This is a genomic window from Variovorax sp. V118 (assembly GCF_041154445.1).
Lineage (GTDB): Bacteria > Pseudomonadota > Gammaproteobacteria > Burkholderiales > Burkholderiaceae_C > Variovorax > Variovorax boronicumulans.
Genome location: NZ_AP028663.1, coordinates 1,737,468 through 1,761,183, shown reverse-complemented (window position 1 = coordinate 1,761,183; position 23,716 = coordinate 1,737,468). Strand labels below are relative to the sequence as shown.

Genomic DNA, 23,716 nt, shown 5'->3' with positions numbered 1-23,716 from the left:
ACGCCATCCCCTTCCATGAGATCGACTTCGGAACCTCGAACCCTGATCGTCCTGAGCGGACTGCCAGGCACAGGCAAGACAACCATCGCGCGCGAACTCGTGGCGCGTGCCCCGTCGGTGTACCTGCGCATCGACGCCATCGAGCACGCACTGAAAACCGCAAGCGGGCGCACTGACGACGTGGGCCCGGCGGGCTACGTCGTGGCCTACGCGCTGGCTCGGTCCAACCTTGCGCTCGGCATGTCCGTGGTTGCTGATTGCGTCAATCCGCTGTCGGTCACGCGTGAGGCGTGGCGGGCCGTGGCGACCGAGACGTCATCGCATCTGGTAGAGGTTGAGGTCGTGTGCTCAGACGTCGTTGAACATCGCAGACGCGTGGAGAACCGGGAAGCCGACATTGCGGGCTTTGCGTTGCCGAGTTGGGAGGCTGTGCTTCGGCATGACTACGAGGCTTGGGGCACAAGCCGCCTGGTCATCGACTCGGCGCTGGTGAGTACTAGCGAGGCGGCGGATCTGATCTGGCGGCGCATGCATGAGAGGTAAATCGATGCGCTCCCGTTTCATCGACGCCTTCCTGGGCGCTATCGTGCTCGGCCCCTGGGCGGCGATGTTTGCCTATCTGGGCCTTGCACCGCTGGCCGCCTACTGGCTCGACGGCACCAAGCATCGCACAGGCTCCAGCCGCGGCTCCTCCTATTGGTGGAGCTTTTCGGACGCCGTGGCCGCGCAGTACCCGACGCTTACCTGGCTGCTGGAACTCAAGAGCCATGTCGTTGTGTGGAGCTGCCTGGCTGGCATGGTGATCGGGCCGGTGGTTGCGTGGATCATGAGCAGCCGCCTGAACCGCATCCGTCGCGGCATCCGTCTGTGAATGGGGACCAGCGAGCTTCGATGAACCCAACCCTGCGCGCCGCCCTCGACTCGGATGTCGAATTTGCGTTCGATGCCAAGCGACAGGCACTCGGCCCCTACGTTGCAGCGCGGTGGGGATGGGATGACGACTTCCAGAGAAACCTGCATCTGAGCCGATGGCAAGAACGCCCGTGGTCGGTCATTCTCAAGGGAGCAACGCCGATCGGCACGATCGCCACATGGGCGGTCGATGATCACCGCCGGATTGGCGAGTTCTACGTCTTGCCGGCCTTTCAGCGCGCCGGCATTGGTTCAGCGGTGCTTCGCCATGTGCTGGAGCAAGCTGACCGAGACCATCAAGCAGTGCGACTGGAGCATCTGAAGTGGAATCCGGTTGGCGAGCTTTACGCGCGTCATGGGTTTGTCCACGAGAGCGCCGACGACACGCATTGTTTTTTGGTTCGTTGGCCGGTCGCTCCGTCTCGATGAGGTGGGTCGACGGGCAGAATTTGGTTGAAGCACTGATCGCGAGTTCAGTCCCTCAACTCTCAACCAGAAGGTGATTTTTGATCTCAGTGCAACCCGCGAAATCAGATGAATGGAAGACCTACCGGGACATGCGCCTGCGGGCGCTGCTCGACTCCCCGGACGCCTTCGGAAGCACGCATGAAGCAGAGGCCACGAGAACCGACGCGATGTGGTCCGCTCGAATTGCCGCGGCTACGTCGTCCGGGAAGGATCGTGTCCTTTTCGCGTTCAATCGCGACGACGCATGCGGTCTGATCTGGTGCAAGTTGTCCAGTGATGAACCGGCTGTCGCCCATCTTTTCCAGATGTGGGTTGATCCCGCATCACGAGGGATGGGAGCCGGTCGAGCTTTGCTCAAGGAGGCGATTTCCTGGGCCGAGAGCGTTGGAGTGAAGCGCGTTTTCTTGGGCGTCACTGCCGGAGATACGCCGGCGACGCGCCTGTACGCAGCTTGTGGCTTCTGCCCCGATGGCGCGCTGGAGCCACTACGGGAACACTCGAATCTGATGGTGCAGCCGATAAGCCTTGCACTCGGCCCTGTTGGATCGACCGACTGACTTTCGCCATCGGCCACCTTGCCCTCGTTTAAGCTCAACCGACAAAACTCTCTCTGAGGTTTCGCCATGCTCCAAATGCGCCCCGGGTGTGAATGCTGCGACCGAGACTTGCCGCCGGATTCGGCCGATGCCCGCATCTGCTCTTTCGAGTGCACGTTCTGCAGTGATTGCGCGAACCAACGCCTCGCAGGCACATGCCCAAACTGCGGCGGAGAGCTGGTCCCGCGCCCGTCGCGGCCAGCGGCAAAACTTGAAAAGTTTCCAGCATCGACCACGCGGGTGTTCAAGCCTGAGGGGTGCGCAGCGGCATCCTGAAACGCCGCGATCACGCGTCCTGTCAACGATCGGTCATGGCCAAGAGTGATCGCCCGCGACCAATAAGAATTCGGCAGGCCTCGTCAGCCCACTTCAGGGATTCATTTTCAGGAGACCACCAATGTCGATGATCGGCAGCTACCTTCGAATCTCCCCCGACCAACTCACCGCGCTCATCAACGAGCCTGCCCTTGCTGCGGAACTGGCGTACCCCGACGATGGCGAGTTTCCGGAGCCTCCGGTCAGCTTCGATCTGGACAAGTCTTGGCATCTGATCCACTTTCTCCTGACAGGAGAGGCATGGGGAGGCGAAGGCCCCCTTGCCATGGCCGTACTCGGGGGTGAGGCGCTTGCCGATACAGATGCTGGCTACGGCCCCTTCCGATACCTACGGCCTGACGAGGTGCGCGCGACAGCCAACGCGCTGAACTCCATAGACGCATCGACGCTGTGGAGCCGCTTCGATGCAGACCGTGCCGAGGCCGCAGAAATCTACCCGGGATGGACTGGCGAAGACCTTGACCGTCAATACGTGTGCCATCACTACGAAGCCTTGCGCGAGTTCTACAACGCGACCTGTTCGGATGGCGGGGCGTTGCTCTTGTACATCTGCTAGTGCGACTTGGCGCAAGCGAAGGAGCGCATTTTCGACAGCCCATGCAGTCCGCATTCGGCCAAGACCAGCCCTTCGCCGGGCCGATCGTTCGTAAACTGGCAATGCCCTTCACAGCCTGACGTCAAACGATGGACTTCTACGACGACCTCGCCCCGCTGTATCACCTGATCTTCCCCGACTGGAGCCACAGCATCCGGCGGCAGGGCGAACAGCTCGACAGCGTCATCCAATCAGAATGGCCCGGGCATCGCACGGTGCTTGACGTCTCCTGCGGCATCGGCACCCAGACTCTCGCGCTTTCCGGGCGGGGCTACTCCGTCGTCGGGTCAGACCTGTCGGCCAGAGAAATCGAACGTGCACGGCGCGAAGCGGACCTTCGCGGCTTGGCCGTCGACTTCAAGGTCGCAGACATGCGCACGGCCTATGCGGACCACGGTACTGGATACGACCTCGTCATTTCATGCGACAACTCGGTCCCTCACCTGCTGACCGACGAGGATTTGCTGCTTGCGTTGCGCCAGTTCCTCGCATGCTTGCGCCCCGGCGGTGGATGCGTCATCACGGTCAGGGACTACGACAAGGAAGAGCGTGGGACGAACCTGGTCAAGCACTATGGAGCGCGGGTCGAGGACGGCAAGCGGTACGTGCTGTTCCAGGTTTGGGATTTCGACGGCGACCACTACGACTTTTCCTTCTTCGTCGTCGAAGATGAGCTGGCCACCGGGCTGGTGAAGACCCATGTCATGCGCTCCAGGTACTACGCAGTCTCGGTCGACCGTCTTTGCGAGCTGATGCGAGAGGCTGGCTTCGAGAACGTGAAGCGACTCGACGCCGCGTTCTATCAGCCTGTCTTGGTCGGAACCAAGCCTGCGACTGGCTCGCTTGCTTAGAGTCGACCAGAAGCGGACCTTCCGACGTACCTTGTTCAACCTAGCCACTCGCAACCGCCCCTCATCGAATGGAAAGCATCACATCACTTTCTCCGGAGAACATTTCCGAGTTCGTGCCACTGTATCGCTCAGTGTTCAATGCACCCCCTTGGAATGATGGCTGGACGGAGGCAGTAGCTGCTGAGCGGCTTACAAGTTTTGCGCAATCACCCGCGTTTCAAGGCATGGGCTTGTCAATGCATGGAGAAGCCATTGGCCTTGTTCTGGGCTGGGGCGAGCGTTGGGTGCAAGGCTGGGTTTTTCACATCAAAGAGATGTGCATCCATGAACGTTACCAAGGGCAAGGATTCGGCGCGAAGCTTATGCGGGGCTTCGAGGAGCACCTTCAAGCGCGCGGCTTCATGAGTGCGAATCTTCAAACCGGCGAATCAGTTCCCGCGAGGAAATTCTATGAAGGCCTCGGCTACAAGCAGTGCGGATACGTCAGCCTGCTCAAGAAGCTCGGTTGAAGCTGTATGTCGGCTCAGGCCCCCTCTTGCGCCGTCCATCGTGCAGCAGGCCGCGCACAGCATGGGCGGCAATGCGAGACTCGCGACAGGCCTCGATGACTGCGGCGTCGGGTTTCTGGTGAGCGTGCCGAACACGGACTTCCGGGCCGGCTGAACACTGCCATGCAGGAATGGCGAAGGACTCGCGCATGAAGAAGAAGGCTTCTGACACCCTGGGGCTCACGCTGCGTTGCGGCGCGCTGCTGCTTTCGGGCCTGCTGGTCTTCAGCACCGCATGGGCACAGCCACTCAGTTTCGCAACCGACCCCGCAGCGCTGGCGCACATGGCGCTGCGCGATGAACGCGGCTCGGTCTCGGTCGGTGTGCTGCACGCGGGCCAGGCACGCTTTGCCTTCCTGCAGAACGACGGCGGGGTCACTCCGCCCAATGGCGATGCGGCAGATGCAGTCGACGCCAGTGCCCAGCCTCTCTACGAGATCGGCTCGATCAGCAAGGTCTTCACCGGCCTGCTGCTGGCGCAGAGCGTGGAGCGCGGCGATCTGTCGCTGGACGACAACCTGGGCGCGCTGCTCGAGGGCAAGGCCGGGCTCTCGCCGGCCGTCGCCGCCATCACGCTGCGCCAGCTCATCACGCACAGCGCCTGCCTGCCGTGGGACCCGCCGGACTTCGAGGGCTACGCTTCGGGCGATCCCTTTTCGAGATACAGCCGCCGCCGCTTGCTGGCGGCGTTGTCCAACCAGCCGATGACTGCCGCGCCGCCCTGTGCGGCGGCGTACAGCAACTTCGGCCTGGGCGTGGTGGGCTTGGTGCTCTCCGAACGCTACGGCAAGCCATGGCAGCAAATGGTGCGCGAGAACATCACGGGCCCCCTCGGCATGCAGGACACGGTGCAAGACCTCGGCGACAAGGCGGCGCGCATGGCGCCGGCCTTCAACCACGAGGCCACCGCCCCGCTGTGGGACTTCGATGCCTTGGCCGCCGCAGGCGCGTTGCGCTCCACCCCGTCGGACCTGCTGATCTTCAGCCGCGCCTTGATGGCCGGCCGCAGCGGCCCGCTCGGCCCCGCCGTCGAACGCCTGCTCACGCCGCTGGGCCGCTACCGCGAGAGCGAGATCGGCTACGCCGTGATGATGCGCGGGCCGCCAGGCAAGCGCACCTACTTCCATTCCGGCATCACCGGCGGCTTCCGCGCGCTGTGGATGATGGCGCCCGATACGCAAGAGGCCGTGGTGGTGCTCGCCAGCAGCGCGCATGCGCAGCCGGGCCGCGTCTTCACTGCCCTCGCGGCCAGCCGGTATCCGGTGGCCCTGTCGCCTGTCACGCTCGATGCTGCATCGCTGGGCACTTATGCGGGCGTGTACCAGGTCGACCGAAACATGGCCTTCACCTTCGTGTCGCAAAACGGCAACCTGTACCGCCGCGCCAGCGCGGGCGGTTACCGGCCACTGCGGCCGGCAGGCAACGACACCTTCGTCGACACCGAAGTGGGCGCGGTCTACGTCTTCGCCCGCGAGAACGGTGCGCTGGCCCGCGTGGACATCACGCAGGGCGGCGGTCGCCTGCGGGCCACGCGCACCGACAAGACGGCGCCGACTGTGGCGGTCGTTACGCCTGATGTGGAGGCGGACTACGCAGGCCGCTACCACCTCGCCCGGACCTTGCGGCGCAACCTCGATTTCGACGTGAAGGTCGAGAACGGCCAGCTCGGCGTGCGATCGGGCAATTGGGAACGCAGGCCCGTCTTCCCGATGGCAGATCGGCCCGATCGCTTCGCCTATGAGAACGCGCGCAGCCAACTGCAGTTCGAGCGCGATGCCGACGGCAAGGTGGTCGCGCTCGTGCTGTACGAAGGCGGCGAGTTCCGAATGCGGCGGGTGGCGGACTGAGTCCAGGCCTCGCGCGCGGTGACTCGGCGATTTACCATCGCTGATTTTTGCGACTACACCCCATGCATCAATCACTTGGCCTGGTGTCCCTCGTGGTCCCCGACTACGACAAGGCGCTCGAATTCTTCGTCGGCACGCTGGGCTTCGAACTCGTCGAAGACACGCCCGTGCCTGCGCAAGGAAAGCGATGGGTCGTGGTCAAGCCGCAGGGCGGAACAGGGGCGTGCCTTCTCCTGGCGCAAGCGTCGGCACCAGAACAGCAACGCGCCATCGGCGACCAGGCTGGCGGCCGTGTGTTCCTCTTCCTGTACACGGACGACTTCTGGCGAGACTACGAAAAGTACAAGGCCGCAGGCGTCGAGTTCGTCCGCCCGCCTGAGGAACAGCCGCACGGGGTCGTGGCTGTCTTCAAGGACCTGTGCGGGAACATGTGGGACCTGATCCAGCCCAATGCCAGCAACAGGAGCTGGCAGCTGTAAGAATGCCCTCCCACCGTTGCACGAACCACACTCTCCACCTGCGAAAGAACCGCCCATGACCGAGACCACCAAGGTAAAAGGACCCGCCTCGTACTTCCCCTCCATCGAGAAGACCTACGGCCAACCGATCGTGCATTGGATGGACATTCTTCAGGCTGCGGGCCCCCTCAAGCACATGGAGCTCGTGAGCCAGCTCAAGACCCAGCACAAGATGGGCCACGGGCATGCGAATGCGTTGGTTGCGGCGTTTCTTGCGAAGAAGTAATACCCGCGGCAGGCCAAGCATGCATACCTTCGGCTCATGGCGGCGCGAGTGGACGACGATGCGTTTTCTTTCATCGAGCGGCGCGTGCGTACTGGCTGCTGGCTGCTGGCTGCTGGCTGCTGGCTGCTGGCTGCTGGCTGCTACGGCAATCGGCTAGAAGCAGGTCCCGTGACACCATGAAAGACGATTAACGAATGGCAATGAAGCAGGCCTTCTGGATGGCATTCGGCTATGCATTGGCCGTGCTCGTGCTACTTGCCGTGTTGGCGATTGCGGGGTCACTCTTGATCGCAGCAATTCTTCCAAGAGCACATCCGTGGGGAGACCGCCTGAGAGCGTTTGCTGCCCGGGTCCCGGAGCTGGCTGCTCATGGCGCTTTCTGGCTCCGAGCGCTTATTGTTTTTGGGGGGCTAAGCCTGCTTGCGGTGCTGGTTCTTCTGAACGATCCGGCCTTCCGCTTTTAGACATCCCACATGAAAGCGCCACGCGAAATATGGACTGCGGCCGTCTTGTCTTTGGTAGTTCTCTTGGTCAGGAGTTTTGGCAGCTTTCGGTCCATCGGTTCGAACGCCGAAGCGCGTGCAGACACCACGTTCTCCCTTGTTTGGATCGTTGTAGTGCTTGCCGCCAACGCACTTACGGCCGTCTTCATCTATCAAACGATCAGAGGAAAGAACTGGGCGCGCATTGGCCTGTTGCTGTGGACCGTCGGTTCTTGGATGCTCTGGTTTTTCTACCCCCAACGACTGGCCGACCATTCCGGCTGGACTTTGCTGGTGGCGGGCACGCTGTACCTCATGGAGCTCGTTGCATTGATTCTTCTTTTTCGAGGCAGGGGCGGCGCCTGGTTTTCGTCGGGCACCGGGGCTGTGCGCTAAGCCCCAATCGAACCGCTTTGGACCACAACGCGCCAGCCGCACACGAGGCTGCAGCCCGCCGGAAGCAATCATTCGGCACGGCCTCTTGTTCCGGCCAAAGCCTCCGCCTAGCATGCACCTCACCCTCAGCCAGGAGAGCCCATGCAGCTTCACACCGCCCGCATCTTCGTCCAGGACCTCGCCCTCGCCTCCCGCTTCTATGAACAGATCCTCGGCCTGCCCCTGAAGGCCGACGGACGCGAACATGGCTTCTGCGTGTTCGGCGCAGGTCCGATGAGTCTCGTGGTCGAACGTGTCGACGAAGACGCGCCAGCAGAAGACCAAGCCCTGATAGGCCGCTTCACAGGCCTGTCTTTCGACGTGGAAGACATCCAGGCGAAGTACAACGAACTCTCGTCACGCGGCGTGACCTTCAGCGGCCTCCCCGAGCCGCAGTCCTGGGGCGGCATCCTCGCCACATTGCGCGACCCCGCCGGCAACGAACTTCAGTTGGTGCAGCAGCCCCGAACGTAGCCATAGGTGCACACTCGTCATACAATGAGAATAATTCTTATTTGGATGGCCTGGCCACCGCACTACGTCCGCCATGGCCGCCGATCCCGCTCTGCACCCGCACATCCACACCCTCTATAGCGAGCACCACGGGTGGTTGCAGGGCTGGTTGCGCAGGAAGCTCGGCAATGCCTTCGATGCGGCAGACCTCGCACAAGACACCTTCCTGCGCATCCTCACCGCGCCAGACCACACGCCCGAGAATCAGTGCGACTGGCAATTGCGGGAGCCGCGCGCCTACCTGACGGTGGTCGCCAAGCGGCTGCTGGCCAACCTGTACCGCCGGCGTTCGCTGGAGCAGGCCTACCTCGACGCGTTGAGCGCGTTGCCCGAGCCGATGGCGCCCTCGCCCGAGCAGCAGGCGATCATTCTCGAGACCCTGCAAGAGATCGACGCGATGCTCGACGGACTGGCGCCGCCGGTGCGCCAGGCCTTCCTGATGGCACAGCTCGAAGGGCTGGGCTATGCGGAGATCGCAACGAAGCTGGGCGTGAGCGAGCGCACCGTCAAGCGCTACATGGCCGAAGCCATGGCCCGCTGCATCCTGCTGGTCGCGTGACGGTGCAACGCACGATGGTGATCGGGGTCGACAAGGCCGTCGCCCTGCAGGCAGCGCAATGGTTCGTCCTGCTGCAGTCGGGCGAGGCCACGGCGGCCGATCGCACGCAATGGACGCGCTGGCGGGCGGCCGACCCCGCGCACGAAGCAGCCTGGCATCGCGCCGAGCAAGTCAGCAGCAAGTTCGGCGGGCTGCCGGGCGCGCTGTCGATGCCGGTGCTGGGCCGAGCAGTGCGAAGCGATCGCCGCACCGCCGTCAAGGCACTCGCCGTGCTGCTGACCGCGGCGCCTGCCGGCTGGCTGGCCTGGCGCGCGTCGCCGGCGCGCGAATGGCTGGCCGACCACCGCACCGCCACGGGCGAACGCCGCGAACTGCGACTGGCCGACGGCACACGCCTGCAGCTCAACACCGCGACGGCCATTGACGTGGCCTACGGCGCGACGCAGCGCCTCGTGCGGCTGCATGCGGGCGAAATCCTCATCGAGACGGCACCCGATGCCGTGCCCTCCTCCGACGCCGCCTACCGCCCCTTCATCGTCGAGACCGCGCAGGGGCGCCTGCGTGCGCTGGGCACGCGCTTCGTGGTCCGGCAGCATGAAGGCGATCGCAGCCATCTGACGGTGCTCGACGGCGCGGTCGAGGTTCGCCCCGACCACGCGCGCAGCCTGGCGGCGGTGGTGCGTGCCGGCGAGCAGACCATGTTTTCTTCGACGGCCATCGGCGAGATCACGGCGGCAGCGCCCGATGCCGACGATTGGTCGCGCGGTGTCCTGCGCGCCAGGAACATGCGGCTGCACGACTTCCTCACCGAGCTGGGCCGCTACCGGCCCGGCGTGCTGCGCTGCGATCCGGCCGTGGCCGACCTGCGCGTGTCGGGCGTGTTCCAGTTGCGCGACACCGGCCCGGTGCTCGACAGCCTGCCGCAGGCCTTGCCGGTGGACGTGCTCTTTCGCACGCGCTACTGGGTCACGGTGGTGGCGCCGGGCGGTTGAGGCATCGGGTGCCGGCGGCGGTTTCGGCCGCTGCGATTTTTTCTGTCGCGGCCTGTCCCCTTTTCTTTCCTCGCGTGTGAAGCCTTGAGGAACAGCAACTTCACACCCTTGCAGGAGAGAGAGAAATCCATGGCCCGTCGCCGACCGTCCCCCCTTGATTCCGACACCGTCTCGTTGCGTGCGCTGTCGCTCGCCGTGCATGGCGCGTTGTTCGCCATGGCGTGCGCCGCCGCCGGGACCGTCGCCGCGCAGACACCGGGCGCACCCAACGCACCGGCCGCACAAGCCGAAGCACGCAAGGCCTACAACATCGCACCCGGCCCGCTCGACGAGGCACTGTCGAGCTTCGCTGCCTCCGCCGGCGTGAGCATCACGATTCCGCCTGCCCTCGCGCAGGGCAAGCGCTCGCCCGGCCTGCAAGGCCAGCACGCCGTGGGCGAAGGCTTCGCGCGGCTGCTGGCCGGCTCGGGCCTCGAGGCGGCGGGCGGCGCGGGCGGCGCGTATGCGCTGCGCCGCTCGAGCATCGGCGGCCCTGCAGACACCGGCGCCGACGGCAGCACCACGCTCGCGCCGGTCACCGTCACGGCCGAGGCCGAACGCAGCGCCACCACCGAAGGCACGCGCTCGTACACGGCGCGCGCGCTGACCCTCGGCAAGGGCGAGCAGGCGCTCAAGGACATCCCCCAGTCGGTCAGCGTGATCACGCGCCAGCGCATGGACGACCAGGGCCTCGTCGACCTGCGCGATGCGGTCAACAACGTCACGGGCGTGGTGGGCGTCAAGGGCGTGGGACCGGGCATGGTCCTCACGTCGCGCGGCTTCCAGATCGACGCCTGGCAGTACGACGGCGTGCCCGTGCCGCGCAACATGTACTCGCTGGGCAACTGGGCCACCGAAGACACGGTGTTCTTCGACCGCGTGGAAGTGCTGCGCGGCGCCTCGGGCCTGCTGCAGGGCACCGGCAGCCCGGGCGGCGCGATCAACCTCGTGCGCAAGCGCGGCCAGCCCGAGAAGACGCTCACGCTCACCGGCAAGGCGGGCTCGTGGGACCACTACGGCGCGCAACTCGACGCCGGCGGTCCGCTCAATGCCGAAGGCACGCTGCGCGGCCGCGTGGTGGTCGACGAAGACCGCAGCCACTCGTTCACCGACTACGTGTGGCGCAAGACGCGCTCGCTCTACGGCGCCATCGACTACGACATTTCTCCCGACACCACCGTCGGCTTCGGCGTGAGCCACTCGCACGCCAAGGGGCGCCCGATGCTGCGTGGTTTTCCGCGCTACCCGGACGGCACCGACATCGGCCTGCCGCGCTCCGTGTTCACGGGCGCCCTGTGGAACCACAGCGACGTCGAGCAGACCACGGTGTATGTCGACGCCGAGCACCGCTTCAACGACCAGTGGAAGCTGAAGTTCTCCGCGCTCGGCATGAACGAGAAGAACAGCGCGCAGCACCAGCGCATGCACGGCGACGTGCAAGCCGACGGCAGCGGGCTAAACTTCGCCGACTGGGACACCCGCTTCGATTCGCGCAAGCTCGGCTTCGACGTCTACCTGCGCGGGCGCTTCGACGCGCTGTCGATGCAGCACGACCTGACCATCGGCGCCAACTACTCGAAGTTCGAGTCGACCGACCGGTATGCGCGCCGGTTCAGCGGCGGCGGCAACATCTTCGCCATCGACCACAACCGCCCGGCGCAGAACTACGACACCATCATGGCGGCGGGCGGCGGGAAGAGCCACACGCACTACGACGTGCGGCAAAAGGGCATCTACGGCAGCTGGCGGGCCCAGCTGGCCGAGCCGCTCACGGCCATCGTCGGCGCGCGCCTGAGCTGGTACGACTATCTCTACTCGAGCCAGTCCGCGGGCTTCACGAGCACCGTCAGCACGTCGGGCGAAGTGACGCCGTACGTCGGCCTCGTGTTCGCGCTCAACAAGCAATGGTCGGCCTACGCGAGCTACACCGACGTGTTCGAGCCGCAGACCGAGCGCACCGTCTCGGGCGACGGGCTCAAGCCCATCATCGGCAGCAACTACGAGGTCGGCCTGAAAGGCGAGCTGATGGACGGCCGCCTGAACACCTCGCTGGCCGTGTTCCGCTACAACCACACCAACCGCGCCGTGACCGACCGCGACGGCGGCTTTGCCTGCGACGGCTGGTACTGCTCCAAGTCGTCGGGCAAGGTGCGCAGCCAGGGCTTCGAGGCCGAGGTCAGCGGCGAGGTCGCGCCGCGGCTGCAGCTCACGGCGGGCTACACCTACAACACCACCCGGTTCCTCGAAGACCCGGACAACAAGGGCAAGATCTTCAGCCAGTGGACGCCCAAGCACATGCTGCGCGTGTGGACCAACTACCAGCTGCCCGGCGACTGGAGCCGGCTCAGCGTGGGCGGCGGCTTCAGCATCCAGAGCCACACGCTGGGCTACGACCGCACGTACAAGGTGCCCGGCTTCGCCGTGTGGAGCGCGCGCCTGGCCTACCAGCTGACGCCGGAGGTGGCGCTGGCCGTCAACATCAACAACATCTTCGACAAGCGCTACTACATCCCGGCCTACAGCGAGGCCAACGGGAACAACAACTACGGCGATCCGCGCAACGTGCTGTTCACGGTGAGGTACACGCCGAAGCTGTGAGTTGTGAGGAAGGGGCGCGCGGGTGGCGTCGCCCTCTTGGGGTATCGATTTCCGAGCATGAGAGGGACGCAAGGCTGACGCGCAACGCGTCTCTCGCTCCTGGGGTCACTCCCACCAAACATTCGTCATGGGCAGCCTTTCGGCACAACGACCTGCCAGCGTCTTCTGCGGATAAGGCGGCACGTGCGCCACATCCACAGTTTCCAGGATGCTCAGCTGCCGCATCAACTCGGCAAACGACGGTGCGCGAAACTCGCCCGCGTGCTGGTTCAGCGAAGCTTGCATTTCGCCGTCGCTCGTTCTCACGTGTGGGTGCAGCAAGATCAACGCCGTGCTGTCATCGTCATACTTTCCGATGAGGATCGCGCGGGCATGGTCGCTCGTGCGTCCGGACACCGAATCCTGGGCGACGCCATAGACGAAGTATTCGGAGTCGTCCGAATGAATGGGCACGGTCTGCTTGATCGCCCAGTAGTCGGGCGCCAGGTCCTTGAACAGGCCCACGTCGTCCAGCTCCAGCATTCCCACGAATCGGGACCGGTTCTGCGGGTTGAATGCTGAGGGTGCGAGCGCCTGCGACTTGTAGGCGACCCAGAAATCCTTGTACGACTTGGGGAGCTCTGTCTTCAGCCGGGCCTCAAGCCGGGCGAGGCCGACCCTCAACTCGGCCTCGGTGGGAGCCGGTGAGCCGCCAGGTGCTTGCATCCCCAGCACCGTCAGATGACCCTGGCCTCTCGCGGCCTCTGGCTTCGTCGAATTCAACTCGAACGACGCTTTGCGCCAGCAGTCCATGAAGGCGCTCCACTCGCTGGGACTTCCCGCATAGGCCGAATGCCGGTCGTGCAGATGGGTCGCGGCCTTCGTGCCGTCGGCCTTTGGCTTCGTACCGGGTTCGTCTCCGCAACCCGACAGCATGAACAAGGCGCACAGGCTGGCCAGGCATCGAAAACGGAAAGACGGCTGTGCCACCGCGGCTGACGATGATTTCAGGACACCCATGCCAACAGGCATCAGAACCTGATCCGCACCGAAGCCGCACTCCGATCGGCCTCGCCGTGGAACACGGCCTCGATGTTGTTGCCGTCCGGGTCCAGCACGAACGCCGCGTAGTAGCCCGGGTGGTAGGCGCGTTCACCCGGCGGGCCGTTGTCCCGGCCTCCGTGCGCCAATGCGGCCTTGTAGAAGGCGTCGACCATGGCCCGGTCTTGCGCCTGGAATGCGATGTGGTGGCGCCCGGTGAGTTCGCCCTGCACTTCGTCGCTGTCGCGCGTCGACACGAACAGCTCGTCGGCCCAGAAGTTGCGCGCGTCGGAGCCGCCCATCGGGATCTTCAGCGCCTCGAAGACGGCGCTGTAGAAGGCCTTGCTGGCCGCCAGATCGCGAACGACCAGTCCGATGTGGTCGATCAGGCGGCCGCGATGCAGTTCTTTTTGTGTACTCATGAAGCGCTCCTGTCGGTGGAGATCGGAGTGGCGGAATCTACCAAAGCCAACCTCGGATATCGAGCGACAGGGTTTGCATCTCAGGGCCGACTCAGCTTCAGCAATTTCTTCCATGCGGCCAGCGACGCGCCATGCGATGGCGGGCGCGTCTGCAGCCATGCTTGCGCCGATGCGTGCGGCGGGTAGTGGCTTCGCAGCGCCGGATCGGCACCTGCCGCCACCAGCAACCGTGCGATCTCGAGGTGGTTGCGCGCCACGGCGCGCATCAGGGCGTTGTCCGTCCAGAACCCCGCTTGCGGCAAGGCGCTTTCAGTGCCGGGCGCGGGTGCGAACGGCAACCGGCCGACAGGCAACGCGGCCTGCAGCAACGTCGGTGAACCTGCCTGCGGTGCGAGCGAAGCGTCGTTGCAAGGAGGCGGCAGCACATGGACCAGGCGGGGCAGCCCCGACGAGGTCTGCGGCTGCGGCACCAGCTCGCTGCGCAACGGCGCGGGGGTCTGGTGGTTCACGTCGACGCCCAGGGCCAGCAAGGCGCGCACGGCCTCCACATTGCCGGCATCGACCGCCGACGCCAACGGCGTCATGCGTCCGCAAGCGACCGTCTCGAAGGCGCGGTAGGCGGCCAGGGCCTCCTGCGGCCTCTGCTGCAGGATCAGCAGATAGACCCGTGCCTCGGCCGGTGCTCCCGCTTCGAGGGGCGGCCACTGCGGCGGGTCCATGGCCCGGTGCAGCAGGCGGGCGGCCTGCAGATGCCCCTGCGTCGCCGCTGCACGCACGGCGCGCTCGGTCGCCGGCAGGCCCTGCGCCAGCAGCAGGCGAACGATCCTCCCATCGCCACCCCTGGCCGCCGCATCGAGCGCGTTGTGCCCATCGGCATCGGCGCCCCGCACCGCATCCGGCGACATGACCGCCAGGAGCTGCCGGACGCTTGCAAGGCGGCCCTTCTCAGCTGCCATCGCCAGCGCCGAAGCGCCCTGCGCATCGCGCACATCCGGCCGCGCGCCAGCGGCCAGCAGCAGCCGCACGCGCGCAGGGTCGTGTGCGTGCTCGATCAGCGGTGGGTTACTGGTCGCAGCATTGGGGTCCGCGCCCGCAGCCAGCAGCGCCTGAATGACCCAGGTCGTGGGCGCGAAGAACAACGGAAGGCCGCCGTTGCGATCGGGCGTGTCGGGGTTCGCGCCCTCTTTCAACAGCAGCGCCAGGGTCTGGCGGAAGTCGATGGCGTGCGTGTCGCTGACGCCGCCGGAGCCCGCGAACTTGGCGGCGCGCAGCAGCGCCGTCTCGCCGTCGTTGGCGTTGCGGTAGTTCACATCGGCATGGCGACGCAGCAGGAACTTCACCATCTGCGCATTGCCTTGCTGTGCGGCCTTCATCAACGGCGAGTCGCCCACATTGAAACCGTAGCCCTGCACATCGTTGACACCAAAGCCCTGCGCAAGTAATGCCTCGACCTCGCGCAGGCGACCGCGCTCCACGGCATCGAAGAACGGGATCTGCGCTTGCGCGGACGTCGTGTCGCGAGCGGGTTCGGCCTCGGCCGGGTGCGCTGGCATGTGGAGCATGAGAGCTGATGCGAGGGTGATGCACCAATGAAAGGATGGGTTTCGTGTGAACACTGCGGTCAGGCCTCGCTGGCCTGTCGATCGATGCCCACCACGAGGCCTTGCAGCCACAGGCGGTGATCGCTGAAGGTGCTCAGTCGCTCCTCGGCCCCTTCCCTCGCAGCCAGGTGCTGATCCAGATACCGGAACCCGACCCGCCGTGCGGCCTCGTGCAGGACGCTCTCGGGCACATCGTTTTCATACAGCGCGTCGAAGCGGGTCAGCCAGAAGCCTTGCTCGGTCAACGCGATCCGCTCGAACGCGCGAGGGTCCTCCACGCTGAACTCGACGAACTCCAGGCCATCCGGATGTGCGCGCAGGCCCGTGACCCGGCTGCCGCGATCCCACAGTGGAACCCATGGCGGCCCGTCGGGTGCACGGGCGCCGCGGTACGCGAGGAACGGCGGCCCCAGGCAGACCGTGCGGAACACTTCATAGAGGCACTCGCCCATCGCCAACTGCACCAGGGGCGCGGACGCCCCGAGTCGCTGCAGTGTCGACATCCGCAAAGTCTCCGCAACCACCGTCATCCTGTGTCCTCCCTGATCTGCTGTCGGCTGATGTTAGCCATGCCCGCCCCCGGCCGAAGGCGACCTCATGAAAGGGCCGTGCATCACCAAACAGGTTACCCACCGCACTGGCATCGCACCCGCCTCAGGCGTAAGCTGACCACCACCCGGCCAGCCAAGGCCATGCCGCCAAGCGGCACCCGCTGCGCCGAACTGTGCGAAAGGACCCACCATGCTGTCCGACTCGTCTGTCACGACCATGCTTCCGGTGAAGGACATGGACCGCGCGCGTGCCTTCTACGAGGGCTGCCTGGGCCTGAAGGCGGGTGGCTTGCGGCCCGACGGCAAGTTTGTCTACACGGTGGGCGGCAGCACGCTGGCGCTGTTCCCCAAACCCGAGGGAACCAAGGCCGACCACACGGCGATCAGCTTCCAGGTGCCGGACATCGCCGCCAGCATCGACAAGCTGAAGCGCGCCGGCGTGGTGTTCGAGGACTACGACTTCCCCGACCTGAAGACGGTCGACCATGTCTGCGTCCTCGGTTCGGAAAAGGCGGCGTGGTTCAAGGACACGGAAGGCAACTTTCTGTGCATCCACGAGGACCTTGCGCCGGCGTAGCTGGCTCGCCGTGAGCAGCTACGGCGCCAGAGATTGGCCGTCCGGCAACTTCCGTCCCGCAGCGCGACGCGTCGAGGCGAACACGCTGGTGCCCAGCCACCGCCACAGGTCTTGCGCGTCGCACCTCGCCCCATCGACACGGATCTCGCGCGACTGAAGCGCTTGCGCAGGCGTGCGATCGCCCGTCCACACTTCGGTCAAGGCGCGCACGGAGGCATCGACCACGAGCGTCAGCTCGCGCCCCGGGTCGTCGCGGCACAGATCGGCCACGCCGTCCTCCACCACGAGCCACCACGTGCGCTCGCGCGTCCGTGCGTCGCGCAGCTGGAAGTGGATGATCACGGGTCGGGGCGGGAACTCCTGAATGCACGCGAACCGGCGCATGTCCCACATGAGCAGGCCCGCATCCAGTTCGTCGTCGCGCAGGCGGCTGCCGATCCATTGCGCACCCCAATGGCCCAGCGCCATGACGATGGGTCGAAGTTCCTCGCCGGCCTCGGTGAGGCTGTATTCCCACACCTTGCCGACGGTGTTGCGGCGCACGACACCGAATTCCTCGAGGCGATGAAGCCGCTGCGCCAGCAGGCTGGTGGACATTCGCGGGACGCCGCGATGCAGGTCGTTGAAGCGCTTGCTGCCGCACAGCAACTCGCGCACGACCAGCGGCGTCCATCGCTCGCACAACACCTCGGCCCCCCTGGCGACGGTGCAGAACTGACCGTAGGTATTTTCCATCGCCTCGTCTCCAGAGCGGCAACGCTTCAGATTCTGGACTTGTTCGCTCGCCTGGTCACGCGCAAGCTGCCCCCGACTTCCCCACTCCTTTCGGAGACCACTCATGACGATCCAACTCACACGCATGGACGGCGGGACCGTGGACCTTTCGCCGGAGATCCTGCAGTCGTTCAAGGCCACGTTCAAAGGCCAGGTGCTGACCGCGGACGACCCGGCCTACGAGGAGTCGCGCAAGGTCTGGAACGCGATGATCGATCGACGCCCGGGCCTGGTGGCGCGCTGCACCGGCACGGTCGATGTCGTGCAGGCCGTCCGGTTCGCACGCCAGCACGGGCTTCTGAGTTCCGTGCGCGGCGGCGGCCACAACATCGCCGGGCTTGCGGTCTGCGAGGGCGGCCTCATGATCGACATGTCGCTGCTCCGAGGTGTCTGGGTCGATCCCGCGCGTCGCACGGCGCGCGCGCAAGCGGGCTGCACGCTGGGCGACGTCGACCGCGAGACACAGCTGCACGGGCTCGCCGCCGTGCTCGGTTTTGTGTCTGCGACCGGGATTGCAGGCCTCACCGTCGGCGGCGGATTCGGCTACCTCACGCGTCGCCACGGCTGGACCTGCGACAACGTGGTCTCGATGGAAGTCGTGACGGCCAGCGGCGAAGTCGTGCGTGCGTCTGCGGACGAGAACGAGGACCTGTTCTGGGCGCTGCGTGGTGGCAGCGGCAACTTCGGCATCGTCACCTCCTTCGAGTACCGGCTCTTTCCCGTCGGCCCCGAAATCCTGGGCGGTGCGATCGCATGGAGCGGCGACGACGCCCGGCAGGTTCTCGACGCCTACCGTGCGTTCAGCGCAGAGGCCCCGCGCGAACTGACCAGCGTGGCCGTTCTGCGGATCGCGCCGCCGGCGCCCTGGCTCCCGAAGGAGGTGCACGGCAAGCCGATCGTGGCCATCTTCGTCTGCTACACCGGCAAGGTCGAAGAGGGAGAGGCATTGATCGCACCGCTGCGCGCGCTTGGCCGGCCAGTGGCCGACATCGTGACGCGCCGGCCCTACACGCAGATGCAGAGCCTGCTCGACGCCACGCAGCCCAAGGGACGGCGCTACTACTGGAAGTCGCACTACCTGCCAGGCATCGATCAGCGGACCATCGATCTCGCCGTGACGCATGCGGGCCGGATTCAATCGCCCCATTCGGCCATCCTCCTGTTCCAGATCCAGGGTGCGCTGGGCGAGCTGCCTGCCGGGCATTCGCCGGCAGGCAACCGGGACGCGGCCTATGTGCTGAACATCGCGGGCTCCTGGGAGAGGCCGGGCGACGACGACATCCACATCCAGTGGGCGCGGGACTGCTTCGAAGCGACGCGCGTCTGCTCGACAGGCGGGGCCTACATCAACTTCCTGACGGAGGAAGAGGGCCAGGACCGCATCGAAGCCGCATACGGCCGGGCCAACCTGGACAAACTCGCGGCACTCAAGCGCAGGTACGACCCCGAGAACTTCTTCCGTCACACAAAGAGCGTCTCCGGCTGAACCGATCGTCGGCGACTTGTTGGCGGCCCTTTACAGGTGCATCCGGCGCAGGCGCCCGGTGATCTAGTCCCACGCAGGAAGCTGCAGCAAGGCATCGGTGGGACGGTCCAGGATGTCGACGCCGGCGAAAGCGGTCCCGCCCGGCAAGAGCCGGGCGTCGCAAATGACTTCCCAGCCGTGGCTTTCAGTGCGCCGGGCCAGGCACACCTCCTCGCCGGCCGCAAGGAGCTTGACGCATTCGCCGACGCTGACGCGCTGTGCCGTGCCAAGGGCAAATTCCGTCGAACCGAACTCCTTCTCCACGACCGGGTGAATGGCGACGAGGTCCACCTTTCCGTCCTTGAAGTGAACAGCGGTAATTGCGTGCTGGGCCATCTTCGACCTCCATTCGTGCAGAGAGAGCCCCGACAGGCCCACGCTTCGACTGTACGCCCGCAGCGGCAAGCTCTGCGTCGTCATGGCGAAAAGCCGATGCCGGCGAAGGGGGCGGCCGGCGCGCCAGCCGACGCTACAAGCTGCGGGCGATCTGCTCGCGCAGCCACCGATGCCCCGGGTCGCGATGCCGGCGCTCGTGCCACAGCATCGCCATCTCGTAGCCCGGCACGTCGAGCGGCGCCTCCACCACGCGCAGCCCCGGCGCGCCGCGCGCCAGGCGCTCGGGCAGCATGGCGACCATGTCGGTGCTGGCGAGCACGGACATCATGAAAAGGAAGTGCGGCACCGACAGCGCCACGCGCCGCGTGAGGCCCTGCACTGCCAGCGCCTCGTCGGTCGGCCCGGCAAAGCCGCCGCCACTGAGCGACACCACCACATGCTCCAGCGCGCAGAACTGCGCGAGCGTGGGACGGCGCTTCAGGCGCGGGTGCCCTGCCCGCCCGGCCAGCACGTAGCGCTCGTGGAACAGCACGCGCCGGTGCAGACCGGGCGGCGCGCCCACGCTGGTGTGGAAGAACAGGTCGATCTCCGCCTGCTCGAGCTGGCGCGCCATGCGCGTCGGCACGGCCTCGACCACGGCCAGCCGGGTGTGGGGCGCGGCCGCGCGCAGGCCGGCCAGCGCGGGCAGCAGGATGGCCGACTCGGCGTAGTCGGCCGCGGCCACGCGCCAGGTGGTGGTCGCCTTGGCCGGGTCGAAAGGCTGGCTGGGCGCCACCGCGCGGCCCAGCGATGCGAGGGCTTCGCGCAGCGGCTCGCGCAGTTCGTCGGCACGCGCGGTGGGCCGCATGCCGCGCTGCGCGGGCACGAGCAGCGGGTCGTCGAAGAGCTCGCGCAGCTTGGCCAGCTGCACGCTCACCGAGGGCTGCGAGAGGTTCAGGCGCTCGGCCGCGCGGGTCACGTTGCGCTCGGCCAGCAAGGTGTCGAGCGTGACCAGCAGGTTGAGGTCGATGCGGCTGAAATTGTTCATGGCGATACCTGGAATTCAAACTATTCATTTCCAATATAACTTGGCAATCCCTAACCTGAGGGCATCTTCACTCGAACCCTTTGACACCGTGAACATCCTGCTGGTCCTTGCCCATCCCGAAGCCGCCTCGCTGAACGGCTCGCTCCATCGCTTCATGGTCGAACGCCTCACGAGCGCCGGCCACTCCGTGCGCGTGTCCGACCTGTACGCGATGCGCTGGAAGCCCGCGCTCGACGCCGACGACTTTCCCGCGCGCGACACCGCCGCGCCCTTCGACCCCGTGCTCGACTCGCTGCGCGCCTTCGAGGGCGGCACGCAGACCGCCGACATCGCCGCCGAGCAGGAGAAGCTGCTGTGGGCCGACGCGGTGATCCTGCAGTTCCCGCTGTGGTGGTACTCGATGCCCGCCATCCTCAAGGGCTGGATCGAGCGCATCTACGCCTACGGCTTTGCCTACGGCGTGGGCGAACATTCCGATACACACTGGGGCGACCGCTTCGGCGAAGGCACGCTGGCCGGCAAGCGCGCGATGCTGGTGGTGACAACCGGCGGCTGGGCCTCGCACTACGCCCCGCGCGGCATCAACGGGCCGATGGACGACCTGCTGTTTCCCATTCACCACGGCATCCTCTACTACCCGGGCTTCGACGTGCTGCCGCCCTTCGTGGTGCACCGCACGGGCAAGGTCGATGCCGCAGCCTATGCGCGCATCACCGGCGAGCTGGGCGAGCGGCTCGACACGCTGTGGTCCACCGACCCGATTGCGTTCCGCCGGCAGAACGGCGGCGACTACGAAATTCCGGCGCTCACGCTGCGCGAACACATCGCGCCGGGCCGCGCGGGCTTCGGTGTGCACCGCAAAAACAGCGAATCTGAAACTTTGGTTTTCGAGCCCGGCCGCCTTTAACCACGCCGGGAGCAGGTGGATTCGCGGGAGACTTCAAATCGTCGCGACAACGCAGCAAGATGCGCATCCGCCGATTCGTCCGAAGGAGCTTGTCCATGTTCGCTACGCCAGAACGCACCGTCAAGATTCCGGGCCCCGACCATGCGATCACCATCACGCCGAATCCGTTGCGCGTGGTGGTGTCGGTGGGAGGCCATGTGATTGCCAGCTCGCGCGAGGCGCTGACCTTGCGAGAGTCGCATTTCGGCACGGTGCATTACCTTCCGCGCAAGGACGTGCGCATGTCGCTGCTGGAGCGCACCACGCATGCGACCTACTGCCCGTACAAGGGCGAGTGCGCCTACTACAGCATTCCAGCCGGCGGCGAGCGCTCGGTGAATGCCGTGTGGACCTACGAGTCACCCTATGAATCGGTCGCGCCGATCAAGGACTACGTGGCCTTCTATCCGGACCGCGTGGGCACGATCGAAGAACGCTGCTTCTGACGACCGCCCCACTCCGTTCGTGAAAAAACCGGCCCTTGCTTTCGCAAGGCCGGTTTTTCTTTCCCTGGCCCGCCGACACCCGCCCCGTGGGGCCGAGCGCGCGTGCCTGCCTGTCAGACCGATCGATTACAGCGGCAGTGCCTCGCCGCGTGCGGCGGCACGGGCTTCGGCGCGCACGCTGGCACGGTCCAGGCCGCTGGCCAGCGCCGGGGCCACGCGGGACGTCACGGCTTCGCTGTAGGGGTTCTCGCTGCGAGCGGCCACCACGGCCTGGGCACGCACCGCGTCGCGGCTCACGGTCGACACGAACACCTGGGCGGGGCCTGCCTCGGCGCCGGTGGCATAGGGGTCGGCGCTGTGCGCGGCCACGACAGCTTGTGCGGCGACATCGGCGCGGCTGGCGGCCGAGGTCAGGCGATGCACGCCTTCGTAGGTTTCAGCGTGGGCGGCACCGGCGACGGCCATCAGGGCAACAGCAACGGCGGAGAGGATCTTCGAGGCGTTCATGGCGGTTTCCTTCTTCAATTCAGTTCAGTAGTACAAGTGTTTGCTTGGATGGTTTGAACCGGTCTGGGGTGGGTCACCGTCCCTCTTCTTGAAGGGCGGCCAACTCGCTCGGGGCCTGTTCATCCGGACCGGCTTTGGGGGCCGGCCCGTGAGATGAATTGTGCGGCGGGATCTAGGTAAAAACCCTCAGCAAAAAGAACCACGGCGTTCCCGAAAAGGAAACAATGCGGCGCGCCGGCGCCGCCATCAGCCCCAGGTCAGCGGGTCGAGCCGAAGATAGAAATCGAGCCGGCCGTCGTCGGGCGCGTCGATGCCCAACTGCGCGAAGAGCAAGGCATGCGCGGCGCGCGCGTCGGCCGCATCGCGCCAGCTCTCGCGCGCATTGCCCAGCAGCAGCGACAGGTCGACATACCGGTCCGCCGTGCCGAGCCGCCCCACGTCAATGAGGCCGGTGCATTGCAGCGTCTGCGGATCGACCAGGAAGTTCGGCAGGCAGGCATCGCCGTGGCACACGACGCGGTCTTGCGCCTCCTGTGCCAGCCGGTGCGGCAGGTCGGCGTGCAGCCGCGCCAGCAGCAATGGCGGCGGCACGTCCTGCTGGTCGGGGTCGAGGAACTCCGGGTTCACCGCGCCGCGCGCGACGACATCGGCGGCGCGGTCGAACATCGCCGACAGCGGGCGCGCAAACGGGCACTCGCCCGCCGGAATCTCGTGCAGCGCGCGCAGGCGCCGCGCCATCGACGGCCAGGCCGGCAGCAAGTCAGCCGCCGGCAGGTCGCTGGCCGGCACGCCCGGCACCGCGGCCGTGACCAGGCAGGCGCCCTCGAGCGTCGCGCGCCAGTCGAGCACGCGCGCGGAGCCGACGCCGTACGGCGCGAGCCATTCGGTGCGGCGACGCTCCTCGTCGAGCTGCGCGGCGCCCGCACCGAGCGACACCTTCGCGAAGGCCGCGCCATCGCTGCGGCGGAACACTGCATCACCCGACTCGCCCTCGCTGGCCGGCGTCCACGTCGTGCCGGCGGGCAAGCGGGGCAACAGCTGTTCGATCGTGCCCATGCCTCAGTGCCCCACCGACTTCGAGAACACGTTGACCACCACCACGCCCGCGATGATCAGCCCCAGCCCGACGATGGCCGGCGCATCGAGCGTCTGGCCGAACCAGAGCCAGCTCACCACCGAGATCAGCACGATGCCCACGCCCGACCAGATCGCGTAGGCGATGCCGGTGGGCAGCACGCGCAGCGCGAGCGAGAGAAAGTAGAACGACACGGCGTAGCCCACCACCGTGGCCACGCTGGGCCAGAGCTGGGTGAAGCTGTCCGAGGCCTTGAGGAAGCTGGTCGCGAGCACTTCGACGACGATCGCGACAGCGAGGTATGCATAGGTCAGAGTCATCGCCGGACTCTAATCGCGCGCAGTCCGTGCGGCCTCGGTGGCCTTGCGCGATCCGGGGCCGAAGGCGCGTGCGT

31 protein-coding genes are annotated in these 23,716 nt (G+C 66.1%); 21 read left to right on the top strand and 10 right to left on the bottom strand.

The genetic code is table 11. The features are described from left to right. The first annotated feature begins 15 nt into the window (after positions 1–15). From ACAM52_RS07935 to ACAM52_RS07855, 17 genes are all read left to right on the top strand, one after another. Positions 16–543 carry an AAA family ATPase gene (locus tag ACAM52_RS07935; protein WP_062480023.1) on the top strand — a complete coding sequence of 176 codons (528 nt, stop codon included), beginning with the start codon at positions 16–18 and terminating at the stop codon, positions 541–543. A 4-nt stretch (positions 544–547) separates the two neighbouring features. Continuing rightward, positions 548–871, top strand: coding sequence for a hypothetical protein (locus tag ACAM52_RS07930; RefSeq protein WP_369646654.1), 324 nt, complete (start codon positions 548–550; stop codon positions 869–871). 20 nt (positions 872–891) lie between these two features. Further along, complete coding sequence (locus ACAM52_RS07925) at positions 892–1,341, top strand: GNAT family N-acetyltransferase (RefSeq protein ID WP_082818252.1); 450 nt, start codon at positions 892–894, stop codon at positions 1,339–1,341. 86 nt (positions 1,342–1,427) lie between these two features. Beyond that, a complete protein-coding gene (locus ACAM52_RS07920) occupies positions 1,428–1,937 on the top strand; it encodes a GNAT family N-acetyltransferase (RefSeq protein ID WP_255221187.1) in 510 nt (169 codons plus the stop codon). 66 nt (positions 1,938–2,003) lie between these two features. Continuing rightward, positions 2,004–2,252 (top strand): DUF1272 domain-containing protein, encoded by a 249-nt coding sequence (locus ACAM52_RS07915; RefSeq protein ID WP_082818251.1) that lies wholly within the window; start codon positions 2,004–2,006, stop codon positions 2,250–2,252. A gap of 121 nt (positions 2,253–2,373) precedes the next feature. Beyond that, complete coding sequence (locus ACAM52_RS07910; RefSeq protein ID WP_062480018.1) at positions 2,374–2,868, top strand: YfbM family protein; 495 nt, start codon at positions 2,374–2,376, stop codon at positions 2,866–2,868. A gap of 128 nt (positions 2,869–2,996) precedes the next feature. Next, positions 2,997–3,758 carry a class I SAM-dependent methyltransferase gene (locus tag ACAM52_RS07905; protein ID WP_369646653.1) on the top strand — a complete coding sequence of 254 codons (762 nt, stop codon included), beginning with the start codon at positions 2,997–2,999 and terminating at the stop codon, positions 3,756–3,758. A 68-nt stretch (positions 3,759–3,826) separates the two neighbouring features. Continuing rightward, positions 3,827–4,267, top strand: a complete 441-nt coding sequence (locus ACAM52_RS07900; protein WP_369646652.1) for a GNAT family N-acetyltransferase — start codon at positions 3,827–3,829, stop codon at positions 4,265–4,267. Between the two features lie 188 nt (positions 4,268–4,455). Continuing rightward, complete coding sequence (locus tag ACAM52_RS07895) at positions 4,456–6,153, top strand: serine hydrolase (protein ID WP_082818255.1); 1,698 nt, start codon at positions 4,456–4,458, stop codon at positions 6,151–6,153. A gap of 62 nt (positions 6,154–6,215) precedes the next feature. Further along, positions 6,216–6,632 carry a VOC family protein gene (locus tag ACAM52_RS07890; protein WP_062480009.1) on the top strand — a complete coding sequence of 139 codons (417 nt, stop codon included), beginning with the start codon at positions 6,216–6,218 and terminating at the stop codon, positions 6,630–6,632. A gap of 55 nt (positions 6,633–6,687) precedes the next feature. Next, complete coding sequence (locus ACAM52_RS07885) at positions 6,688–6,897, top strand: DUF4287 domain-containing protein (RefSeq protein ID WP_062480006.1); 210 nt, start codon at positions 6,688–6,690, stop codon at positions 6,895–6,897. Positions 6,898–7,091: 194 nt separating this feature from the next. Further along, the gene (locus ACAM52_RS07880; protein WP_062480004.1) at positions 7,092–7,361 is read left to right on the top strand and encodes a hypothetical protein; all 270 of its coding nucleotides are present in this window, start codon (positions 7,092–7,094) and stop codon (positions 7,359–7,361) included. Between the two features lie 9 nt (positions 7,362–7,370). Then, positions 7,371–7,775 (top strand): hypothetical protein, encoded by a 405-nt coding sequence (locus ACAM52_RS07875; protein WP_157627439.1) that lies wholly within the window; start codon positions 7,371–7,373, stop codon positions 7,773–7,775. Between the two features lie 141 nt (positions 7,776–7,916). Beyond that, entirely contained in the window at positions 7,917–8,288 is a 372-nt protein-coding gene (locus ACAM52_RS07870) for a VOC family protein (RefSeq protein WP_062480000.1), read from the top strand. Between the two features lie 73 nt (positions 8,289–8,361). After that, complete coding sequence (locus ACAM52_RS07865; RefSeq protein WP_369646651.1) at positions 8,362–8,886, top strand: sigma-70 family RNA polymerase sigma factor; 525 nt, start codon at positions 8,362–8,364, stop codon at positions 8,884–8,886. Further along, positions 8,883–9,878 (top strand): FecR domain-containing protein, encoded by a 996-nt coding sequence (locus ACAM52_RS07860; protein WP_369646650.1) that lies wholly within the window; start codon positions 8,883–8,885, stop codon positions 9,876–9,878. Before ACAM52_RS07865 ends, ACAM52_RS07860 begins: the two co-directional genes overlap by 4 nt. Before the next feature lie 129 nt (positions 9,879–10,007). Beyond that, complete coding sequence (locus tag ACAM52_RS07855) at positions 10,008–12,515, top strand: TonB-dependent siderophore receptor (protein WP_369646649.1); 2,508 nt, start codon at positions 10,008–10,010, stop codon at positions 12,513–12,515. Positions 12,516–12,620: 105 nt separating this feature from the next. On the opposite strand, the gene ACAM52_RS07850 is transcribed toward ACAM52_RS07855, so the two are convergent. The 4 genes from ACAM52_RS07850 to ACAM52_RS07835 all read right to left on the bottom strand — a co-directional run bounded on the left by ACAM52_RS07850 (position 12,621) and on the right by ACAM52_RS07835 (position 16,088). Beyond that, positions 12,621–13,514 carry an SMI1/KNR4 family protein gene (locus ACAM52_RS07850; protein ID WP_369646648.1) on the bottom strand — a complete coding sequence of 298 codons (894 nt, stop codon included), beginning with the start codon at positions 13,512–13,514 and terminating at the stop codon, positions 12,621–12,623. Between the two features lie 11 nt (positions 13,515–13,525). Continuing rightward, positions 13,526–13,957 carry a VOC family protein gene (locus ACAM52_RS07845; RefSeq protein WP_369646647.1) on the bottom strand — a complete coding sequence of 144 codons (432 nt, stop codon included), beginning with the start codon at positions 13,955–13,957 and terminating at the stop codon, positions 13,526–13,528. 80 nt (positions 13,958–14,037) lie between these two features. Further along, a complete protein-coding gene (locus tag ACAM52_RS07840) occupies positions 14,038–15,519 on the bottom strand; it encodes an ankyrin repeat domain-containing protein (protein WP_369646646.1) in 1,482 nt (493 codons plus the stop codon). Between the two features lie 59 nt (positions 15,520–15,578). After that, the gene (locus tag ACAM52_RS07835) at positions 15,579–16,088 is read right to left on the bottom strand and encodes a hypothetical protein (RefSeq protein WP_369646645.1); all 510 of its coding nucleotides are present in this window, start codon (positions 16,086–16,088) and stop codon (positions 15,579–15,581) included. Between the two features lie 211 nt (positions 16,089–16,299). On the opposite strand from ACAM52_RS07835, the gene ACAM52_RS07830 reads away from it, so the two are divergent. Beyond that, a complete protein-coding gene (locus ACAM52_RS07830) occupies positions 16,300–16,686 on the top strand; it encodes a VOC family protein (protein ID WP_095745770.1) in 387 nt (128 codons plus the stop codon). A gap of 18 nt (positions 16,687–16,704) precedes the next feature. Here ACAM52_RS07830 and ACAM52_RS07825 read toward each other — a convergent pair whose 3' ends face one another. Next, positions 16,705–17,421: a helix-turn-helix domain-containing protein gene (locus ACAM52_RS07825; RefSeq protein ID WP_095745771.1), complete on the bottom strand. Its 717-nt coding sequence runs from the start codon at positions 17,419–17,421 to the stop codon at positions 16,705–16,707. Between the two features lie 103 nt (positions 17,422–17,524). Between ACAM52_RS07825 and ACAM52_RS07820 the strand changes: the two genes are divergently transcribed. Next, positions 17,525–18,946: an FAD-binding oxidoreductase gene (locus ACAM52_RS07820; RefSeq protein ID WP_369646644.1), complete on the top strand. Its 1,422-nt coding sequence runs from the start codon at positions 17,525–17,527 to the stop codon at positions 18,944–18,946. A 63-nt stretch (positions 18,947–19,009) separates the two neighbouring features. On the opposite strand, the gene ACAM52_RS07815 is transcribed toward ACAM52_RS07820, so the two are convergent. After that, complete coding sequence (locus ACAM52_RS07815; RefSeq protein WP_369646643.1) at positions 19,010–19,321, bottom strand: hypothetical protein; 312 nt, start codon at positions 19,319–19,321, stop codon at positions 19,010–19,012. A 133-nt stretch (positions 19,322–19,454) separates the two neighbouring features. Continuing rightward, entirely contained in the window at positions 19,455–20,348 is an 894-nt protein-coding gene (locus ACAM52_RS07810; RefSeq protein ID WP_369646642.1) for a LysR family transcriptional regulator, read from the bottom strand. Positions 20,349–20,436: 88 nt separating this feature from the next. On the opposite strand from ACAM52_RS07810, the gene ACAM52_RS07805 reads away from it, so the two are divergent. Both ACAM52_RS07805 and ACAM52_RS07800 read left to right on the top strand, forming a co-directional pair. Further along, entirely contained in the window at positions 20,437–21,255 is an 819-nt protein-coding gene (locus ACAM52_RS07805; RefSeq protein WP_369646641.1) for an NAD(P)H-dependent oxidoreductase, read from the top strand. Between the two features lie 95 nt (positions 21,256–21,350). Further along, a complete protein-coding gene (locus ACAM52_RS07800; protein ID WP_062481469.1) occupies positions 21,351–21,740 on the top strand; it encodes a DUF427 domain-containing protein in 390 nt (129 codons plus the stop codon). A gap of 126 nt (positions 21,741–21,866) precedes the next feature. Here ACAM52_RS07800 and ACAM52_RS07795 read toward each other — a convergent pair whose 3' ends face one another. From ACAM52_RS07795 to ACAM52_RS07785, 3 genes are all read right to left on the bottom strand, one after another. Beyond that, entirely contained in the window at positions 21,867–22,247 is a 381-nt protein-coding gene (locus ACAM52_RS07795) for a helicase SNF2 (protein ID WP_369646640.1), read from the bottom strand. A gap of 246 nt (positions 22,248–22,493) precedes the next feature. After that, the gene (locus tag ACAM52_RS07790; RefSeq protein ID WP_369646639.1) at positions 22,494–23,303 is read right to left on the bottom strand and encodes an APH(3'') family aminoglycoside O-phosphotransferase; all 810 of its coding nucleotides are present in this window, start codon (positions 23,301–23,303) and stop codon (positions 22,494–22,496) included. A gap of 3 nt (positions 23,304–23,306) precedes the next feature. Then, complete coding sequence (locus ACAM52_RS07785; RefSeq protein WP_062481473.1) at positions 23,307–23,642, bottom strand: SMR family transporter; 336 nt, start codon at positions 23,640–23,642, stop codon at positions 23,307–23,309. Positions 23,643–23,716: the final 74 nt, after the last annotated feature.